The organism is Streptomyces sp. NPDC031064, assembly GCF_055570965.1.
Genome location: NZ_JBVIGF010000017.1, coordinates 1 through 7,045, shown reverse-complemented (window position 1 = coordinate 7,045; position 7,045 = coordinate 1). Strand labels below are relative to the sequence as shown.

Below are 7,045 nucleotides of genomic sequence, written 5' to 3'. Positions count from 1 at the left end.
GTCTGGGGGGGGGGGGGGGGGGGGGGGGGGAGGGGGGGGGGGGGGGGGGGTTTGTTTTCCCCCCCCCCCCCCCCCCCCCCCCCCCCCCCCACGGCACTATCAGAAGAAGACCGACCGCCGCTGTACCAGCAGCTTGTAGAGCGTGTGCTGGATCTGTTCCCTGACCTGGTCCGTCAGGTTGAACATCAGCATCGGGTCCTCCGCCGCCTCCGGCGGGAAGCCGTCCGTCGGGATCGGCTCGCCGAACTGGATCGTCCACTTCGTCGGCAGCGGTAGCGCCCCCAGCGGACCGAGCCAGGGGAACGTCGGCGTGATCGGGAAGTACGGGAAGCCCAGCAGCCGAGCGAGGGTCTTCGCGTTACCGATCATCGGGTAGATCTCCTCCGCGCCCACGATCGAGCACGGCACGATCGGAGCGCCCGCCCGCAGCGCGGTCGACACGAACCCGCCCCGGCCGAACCGCTGGAGTTTGTAGCGCTCGCTGAAGGGCTTCCCGATGCCCTTGAAGCCCTCCGGCATCACCCCGACGACCTCGCCGCGCTGGAGCAGCCGCTCCGCGTCCTCCGCGCACGCCAGTGTGTGCCCCGCCTTCCGGGCCAGCTCGTTGACGACCGGCAGCATGAAGACCAGGTCCGCCGCGAGCAGCCGCAGATGCCGCCCGGCCGGGTGGTTGTCGTGGACGGCGACCTGCATCATCAGCCCGTCCAGCGGCAGGGTCCCCGAGTGGTTCGCCACCACCAGCGCCCCGCCCTCGGACGGGATGTTCTCGATGCCCTTCACCTCGACGCGGAAGTACTTCTCGTACAGCGGCCGCAGCAGCGACATCAGGACCTGGTCGGTCAGCTCCTCGTCGTACCCGAACTCGTCGACCTCGTACTCACCGGTGATCCTCCGGCGCAGGAAGGCCAGCCCGCCCGCGATCCGCCGGTCCCAGTCGCCACGGCCGCCCCGGTCCGCGCCCATGCCCGTGTCCGCCTCCGCGTCGGCGGCCGCCCGGGGCTCGTCCGTGGCCGCCGCCGCCTCGGGCGCCTGGGGGCCCGGCAGGGCGCTCACCCCGCCCTCGCCCTTCCGCCGCCGGGTGCCGCCGCCCAGCAGGGGCCGCCGACGGCCCGGCCTGGGGGTGGCCGCACCCGCGCGCGACCGGTCGTCGTCGAACGGAATGACCTTGGCGTCCGCCATCGTTGAATCGCGCTCCCTCATCCGGCGCTCTGAGTCGTCTTCGCCCCGCCGCCACCGCCCAGGAACGGAAGCGACGACGCGGCGATCCGGTCGACCGCCCCCGCCAGGGCCTCCGGCGGCAGCAGACCCGGCCCCCGGCTGCGCGCGAAGTCCGCGAAGGCCTCCGCGGTCGTGTACTTCGGCTCGAACCCGAGGGTCTCGCGCATCTGCGCCGTGCTCACCACCCGGCCGTGCGTCAGGAGCCGGATCTGCTCCGGCGAGAAGTCGGTCACCCCCACCGTCCGCAGCGCCGTACCCACCCAGGTGACCGCCGGCAGCAGCACCGGCACCGTCGGCCGCCCCAGCCGCCGCGAACACTGCGACAGCGTCAGCACACCGTCACCCGCCACGTTGAACGTGCCGCTGTTGAGGGTGCCGCGCCGGGGCTCGTGCGAGGCGATCCGCAGCACCTCGATGACGTCGTCCTCGTGGACGAACTGGAGTCGCGGGTCGTACCCGAACACCGTCGGCAGGACGGGCAGCGAGAGGTACTCGGCGAGCGGGGAGTCCGCGTCCGGCCCGAGGATGTTGGCGAACCGCAGCACGCACACCGCCACATCGGGCCGCCGGCGCGCGAAGCCCCGCACGTAGCCTTCCACCTCGACGGCGTCCTTGGCGAAGCCGCCGCTCGGCAGGGACTTCGGCGGTGTCGTCTCCATGAAGACGGCCGGGTCGCGGGGTGCGGAGCCGTACACGCTCGTACTGGACTTCACCACCAGCCGGCTGACCGTCGGCGACTTCTGGCACGCCCCGAGGAGCTGCATGGTGCCGATGACGTTGGTCTCCTTGACCGCCGTCCGCCCGCCGGCGCCCAGCGGCGTTCCGGTGACGTCCATATGGACGACGGTGTCGACCCCGTACTCGGCCAGGACCCGCCCTATGGCGGGCTGGCGGATGTCGGCACGGACGAACTCGGCGTCGCCCAACTGGTGCGCGGGCGGGACGGCGTCCACGCCGATGACCCGCTCCACCTCCGGGTCCCGCTGGATGCGGCGTACGAACCTGCCGCCGAGCTGCCGGGCCACGCCGGTGACGAGCACGACCTTCCCCAAGATCAGCGCCTTCCGTTCGGTCCTCGCCTACGGGCCACCGTAGCGGGTGAATGGTGCGCTGTAATGACCGCCGCACCCCGATGGGCGGCGCCACGAACACCGCGGCCCTCCCACCGGAACCGGTGGAAGGGCCGCGAATGGCGCACGTACAGCCGTCGCTTACTTCTTGTTGCGACGCTGAACGCGGGTGCGCTTGAGCAGCTTGCGGTGCTTCTTCTTGGCCATCCGCTTACGCCGCTTCTTGATAACAGAGCCCACGACTACCCTCGCTCACTTCTCGGAACACCCCCGCACAGGCGGGGATCTCGGTGCGGGGCGTCTGGGCCCACACGACCTACGTCGGCCTAGCCTACCGGCCCGAGCGCCGAGCTTGTAATCCGAGGGGTACGCACGGGGCCCCTCGACGGCCGCTAAGCCGTCTCCACCCCCACGAAGGACTCTCGGAGGTACTCGTGAACCGCTTGCTCCGGAACCCGGAAGGACCTGCCCACCCGGATCGCCGGCAGATGACCGCTGTGCACCAAGCGGTACACGGTCATCTTCGACACTCGCATCACCGAGGCGACTTCCGCCACGGTCAGGAACTTGACCTCGTTGAGAGGCCTCTCGCCAGCAGCAGCCATGACCCACCTGTACCTTCCGCCCGCAACGCCCACCGGCTTCCCCTCCGGTGACTCTTCGTCGCGGTGCGCTCACTCACCAGACTAGGGGCGGGTGATACGAGTGGGGAAGAGGAGCTGCCATCGGGCCCCTACCGTGACAGACACGCTCGATTGAGTACATAGCGAGTAAGCGGTCGGTAGTAATCAGACCGCACAGCGTCATCAAGCGGAACGGCCACGGACACGCGCCCCTCCGCCTCCCCGACGAACAGCGCGGGGTCGTCCGTGTCGGCCAGGCCGACGGCCTCAAAGCCCAACTGACCTGCGCCGCAGACCCATCCGTGGTCCCCCACGACGAGCTCCGGCAGCGGCCCGCCGGCGTCCGCGAGACCCTCCAGAGCGACCCTGACCGGGAGGGGGGAATGGGTGTGTGCGCCGGTCTCACAACCGGCGCCTTCAGCCCCTCCTTCCCGCACCAACGCGACTCCCCGTACGTAGTCGAGGCTGTACGTACGTACGCCGAACCGGGTCGTTATGTCGACACATCGGCCCTGCGCGGGTGTGAGAACGAGACATCCGGCCGCCGACAAAGCGTCTGCGAGCCCGGCGTAGAAACCGAGCAGTCGGTGCGGATGACCGGTCCCGAACAGCACCGGCGCCCGTCTCCGGGCGACCTCCGCGAGCCGCGCGGCGAACGCGCCGAGCGCGCTCAGCGTCCGCTCCGGGTCGATGACGTCGGGCCCGGACCGGTACGCGGGATCGCCGGAGACCCCGCACTTGTCGGCCATCAGCCGCAGCAGGTCCCGCTCGTCCCACGCCCACTGCGGGTCCAGCCCGAGGGTCACCCGGGGGTCCCGGGCCGCGAACAGGCGGTAGCTCCGCAGGCTCTGCTCCCGCGAGGTCGCCACCGGGCCGGCCAGCCCGGCCGCCAGCAAATGCGCACGCAACGCACCGGTACTCAGCACCCTGCCGATGCTGCCGCACCACCCCGGGCGCGGCGCCAAAACGGCGGGGACACCCCACAGTTGGCGTAACACCGTGTGGCGGCACGCCACGGCCGCCGCGCCTACGGCAGCAGGCCCCGCAGCGGGAACGCCGCCCGCCGGGCCGCCAGCACCGCCTGGTCGAGCCGGTCCGCCGGGTCGTACCCCTCGTCCCAGCCCCGCCACGACACCGGCCACCGCCCGTCGGTCATCCGCCCCGGCGCCAACTGCCGCGTCCGCGCGTACACCTCGTCCCGCCACGACGACGGGATCACCGACTCGGGCTCCACGGGAGCCTCCGCCGCGATCCCCACCAGGTGCGTCCACGACCGCGGTACGACGTCCACGATCGCGTACCCGCCACCGCCCAGGGCGACCCAGCGCCCCTCGGCGTACTCGTGCGCCAGGTCGTGGCACGCCACCTGGACGGCGCGCTGGGCGTCCAGGGACACCGCCAGGTGCGCGAGCGGGTCCTCGAAGTGCGTGTCCGCCCCGTGCTGCGTCACCAGCACCTGGGGCCGGAAGTCCGCCAGCAGCTCCGGCACCACGGCGTGGAACGCCCGCAGCCAGCCCGCGTCGCCCGTGCCGGCCGGCAGCGCCACGTTCACCGCGCCGCCCTCCGCCGGGCCCGCCGCGCCGGTCTCCTCAGGCCACCCGGTCCCGGGGAACAGCGTGCGCGGGTGCTCGTGCAGCGAGACGGTCAGCACCCGGGGGTCCTCCCAGAACGCCGCCTGCACGCCGTCCCCGTGGTGCACGTCCACGTCCACGTACGCCACCCGCTCGGCGCCCAGCTCCAGCAGGCGCGCGATCGCGAGCGACGCGTCGTTGTAGATGCAGAAGCCCGCCGCCGACCCCGGCATCGCGTGGTGCAGCCCGCCCGCGAAGTTCACCGCGTGCGCGGCCTCCCCCCGCCACACCGCCTCGGCCGCGCCCACCGACTGACCCGCGATCAGCGCCGAGGCCTCGTGCATCCCCGCGAACGCCGGATCGTCCAGCGTCCCCAGCCCGTACGCCTGCTCCGCCGCCCCCGGGTCCGCCGACGCCGCCCGTACGGCCGCCACGTAGTCCTCACGGTGCACCAGCCGCAGCGTGGAGTCCCCGGCCGGTTTCGCGGCCACCACGTCCACCCGGCGGTCCAGCCCGTACGCCCGCACCAACCCCATGGTCAGCGCGAGCCGCACCGGGTCCATCGGGTGCCCGGCCCCGAAGTCGTAGCCGGTAAGTGCGTCATCCCACATCAACAGTGCGCGGCCGCTCATGCCCGCCACCGTATCGGTCCCGTTCAACACCGAACGAACGGGCATACCGCAGCGTCACCAGGACCAACACCAGCGGCACCACCATCGCCCCGCGGTAGCTCCACGCATCCCCAAGAGCGCCCACCAACGGCGACCCGACGAGGAAGCCCACGTAGTTGAAGACGTTCAGCCGCGCCACCTCCGCGTCACCGCGCGCCGCGGCGAACGTCTGCGGCACCAGCACGCTCAGCCCGAACCCCAGCACCGTGAACCCGGCCACCCCGGCCCACGCCCCCGGCGCCCCGGCCACCACCCCGAACCCGGCCGCCGCCAGCACCGCCCCGCCCCGCACCACGGCCACCGCCCCGAACCGCCGCACCCCCAGGTCCCCGAGGGCCCGGCCCAACAGGGTGGTGACCATATAGGCGTTGTACGGAACGGTCGCCAGCGCCTCCGAACCGCCCAGCACATCCGTCAGATACTTCGCGCTCCAGTTCGACACGGTGGAGTCGCCGATGTACGCGAACGTCATCACGAGGCACAACGGCACCAGAACCCCCGCCGAGCGGCCTGCCGCCGACCCCTCTCCGGCTCCCGGCTTCCCGTCCACGTACCACCGGCTCCCCACCAGCGCCGCCGGCAGCACCACCACGACGACCGCCAGATACGAGGCGCCCAGCGCCAGCCCCCGGTCCACCGCGACCCACGCCAGCGACGCCCCCACGATCCCGCCCAGGCTGTACGCCGCGTGGAACCCGAGCATGATGCTGCGCCCGTACGCGTGCTGGAGGCTCACCCCGAGCATGTTCATCGACGCGTCCAGCGCCCCGACGGCCAGCCCGAACACCCCGAGCGCCACCGCGACGTGCCACATCCGGTCCCCGGCGCCCACCCCGAGGAGGGCCAGCAGCACCACCGGCTGCGCCCACCGGAGCACCGCGCTCGGCGCCACCCGCCGCACCAGTCGCCCGGCGCCCACGCTCCCCACCCCGGCGAGGACCGGCACGGCCGCCAGGAACGCCGGCAGCAGGGAGTCGGATATCCCGTACCGGTCCTGGATGGCGGGGATACGCGTCACCAGCAGCGCGAAGGTCACGCCCTGCACGAAGAAGCAGACCGCCAGGGAGCCCCGCCCACGCCGCAACCGCGCATCCGTCATGGCGGCACAGCGTAGGCTGCCGGGCTACCCCTGGGTAGGCCGATCACACGAGCAGCTCGACCAACTGCCCCATGTCGTCGAAGCAGCCCTTGACCCCCACCAGTTGCTCGGCCGGCGTCATCGCCGTGAACCCGTACACGTCCATCCCGGCCGCCAGCGCCGCCTGGACTCCGAGCGGACTGTCCTCGACGACGACACACCGCTCGGGCGCCACCCCCATCCGCTCGGCCGCGTGCAGGAACAGATCCGGCGCCGGCTTCCCCCGCCCCACGTCCTGGGCGCTGAAGACACTGCCCTCCCGGAACCACCGGTCCAGCCCGGTCTTCCGGTGCCCCACCCGAATCCGCTCATGACTCCCCGACGAGGCGACGCAGTACGGCACGCCTTCGGCGACGAGCTTCTCCAACAGCTCCTGAACGCCCGCGACGGCCTCCAACTCCCGCTCGAAAGCGGCGAACACGCGCGCGTGGAACGTCTCATCGAAGTCCCCGGGCAACCGCAGCCCCGTCCGCTCCAGGATGACGTCGTGGATACGGTGCACCGCGGCCCCCATGTAGTCCCGCAGGGAGTCCTCGTACGTGGTGGGGTGCCCGAGTTCGGTCAGGTAGGCGGCCAGGATGGCGTTGGAGAGGGGCTCGCTGTCGACGAGGACGCCGTCGTTGTCGAAAATGACCAGTTCATAGCGCATAACACGACTCTAAACGCAGAAAAGCCCCGCACCATAAGGTGCGGGGCTCTCCCACAATAATTGTTCGGCGGCGTCCTACTCTCCCACAGGGTCCCCCCTGCAGTA

General features: G+C 71.9%; 8 protein-coding genes. All 8 read right to left on the bottom strand.

Annotated features, from left to right (window positions below; translation table 11 throughout):
• Positions 1–99 precede the first annotated feature (99 nt).
• The 8 genes from ACZ46W_RS35235 to ACZ46W_RS35200 all read right to left on the bottom strand — a co-directional run bounded on the left by ACZ46W_RS35235 (position 100) and on the right by ACZ46W_RS35200 (position 6,940).
• Positions 100–1,179, bottom strand: coding sequence for a lysophospholipid acyltransferase family protein (locus ACZ46W_RS35235; RefSeq protein WP_468346483.1), 1,080 nt, complete (start codon positions 1,177–1,179; stop codon positions 100–102).
• A gap of 17 nt (positions 1,180–1,196) precedes the next feature.
• Entirely contained in the window at positions 1,197–2,270 is a 1,074-nt protein-coding gene (locus ACZ46W_RS35230; RefSeq protein WP_468346481.1) for an NAD-dependent epimerase/dehydratase family protein, read from the bottom strand.
• 159 nt (positions 2,271–2,429) lie between these two features.
• A complete protein-coding gene (locus ACZ46W_RS35225; RefSeq protein ID WP_003948845.1) occupies positions 2,430–2,528 on the bottom strand; it encodes a 30S ribosomal protein bS22 in 99 nt (32 codons plus the stop codon).
• A 152-nt stretch (positions 2,529–2,680) separates the two neighbouring features.
• Positions 2,681–2,893, bottom strand: coding sequence for a helix-turn-helix domain-containing protein (locus ACZ46W_RS35220; RefSeq protein WP_064070100.1), 213 nt, complete (start codon positions 2,891–2,893; stop codon positions 2,681–2,683).
• A 128-nt stretch (positions 2,894–3,021) separates the two neighbouring features.
• Positions 3,022–3,837: a phosphatase gene (locus ACZ46W_RS35215; protein ID WP_468346479.1), complete on the bottom strand. Its 816-nt coding sequence runs from the start codon at positions 3,835–3,837 to the stop codon at positions 3,022–3,024.
• Positions 3,838–3,938: 101 nt separating this feature from the next.
• Positions 3,939–5,114, bottom strand: coding sequence for an acetoin utilization protein AcuC (locus tag ACZ46W_RS35210; RefSeq protein ID WP_468346477.1), 1,176 nt, complete (start codon positions 5,112–5,114; stop codon positions 3,939–3,941).
• Complete coding sequence (locus ACZ46W_RS35205) at positions 5,083–6,252, bottom strand: MFS transporter (RefSeq protein ID WP_468346475.1); 1,170 nt, start codon at positions 6,250–6,252, stop codon at positions 5,083–5,085. The genes ACZ46W_RS35210 and ACZ46W_RS35205 overlap by 32 nt, the downstream gene beginning before the upstream one ends.
• A 43-nt stretch (positions 6,253–6,295) precedes the next feature.
• Positions 6,296–6,940, bottom strand: a complete 645-nt coding sequence (locus tag ACZ46W_RS35200) for an HAD family hydrolase (protein WP_468346473.1) — start codon at positions 6,938–6,940, stop codon at positions 6,296–6,298.
• Positions 6,941–7,045: the final 105 nt, after the last annotated feature.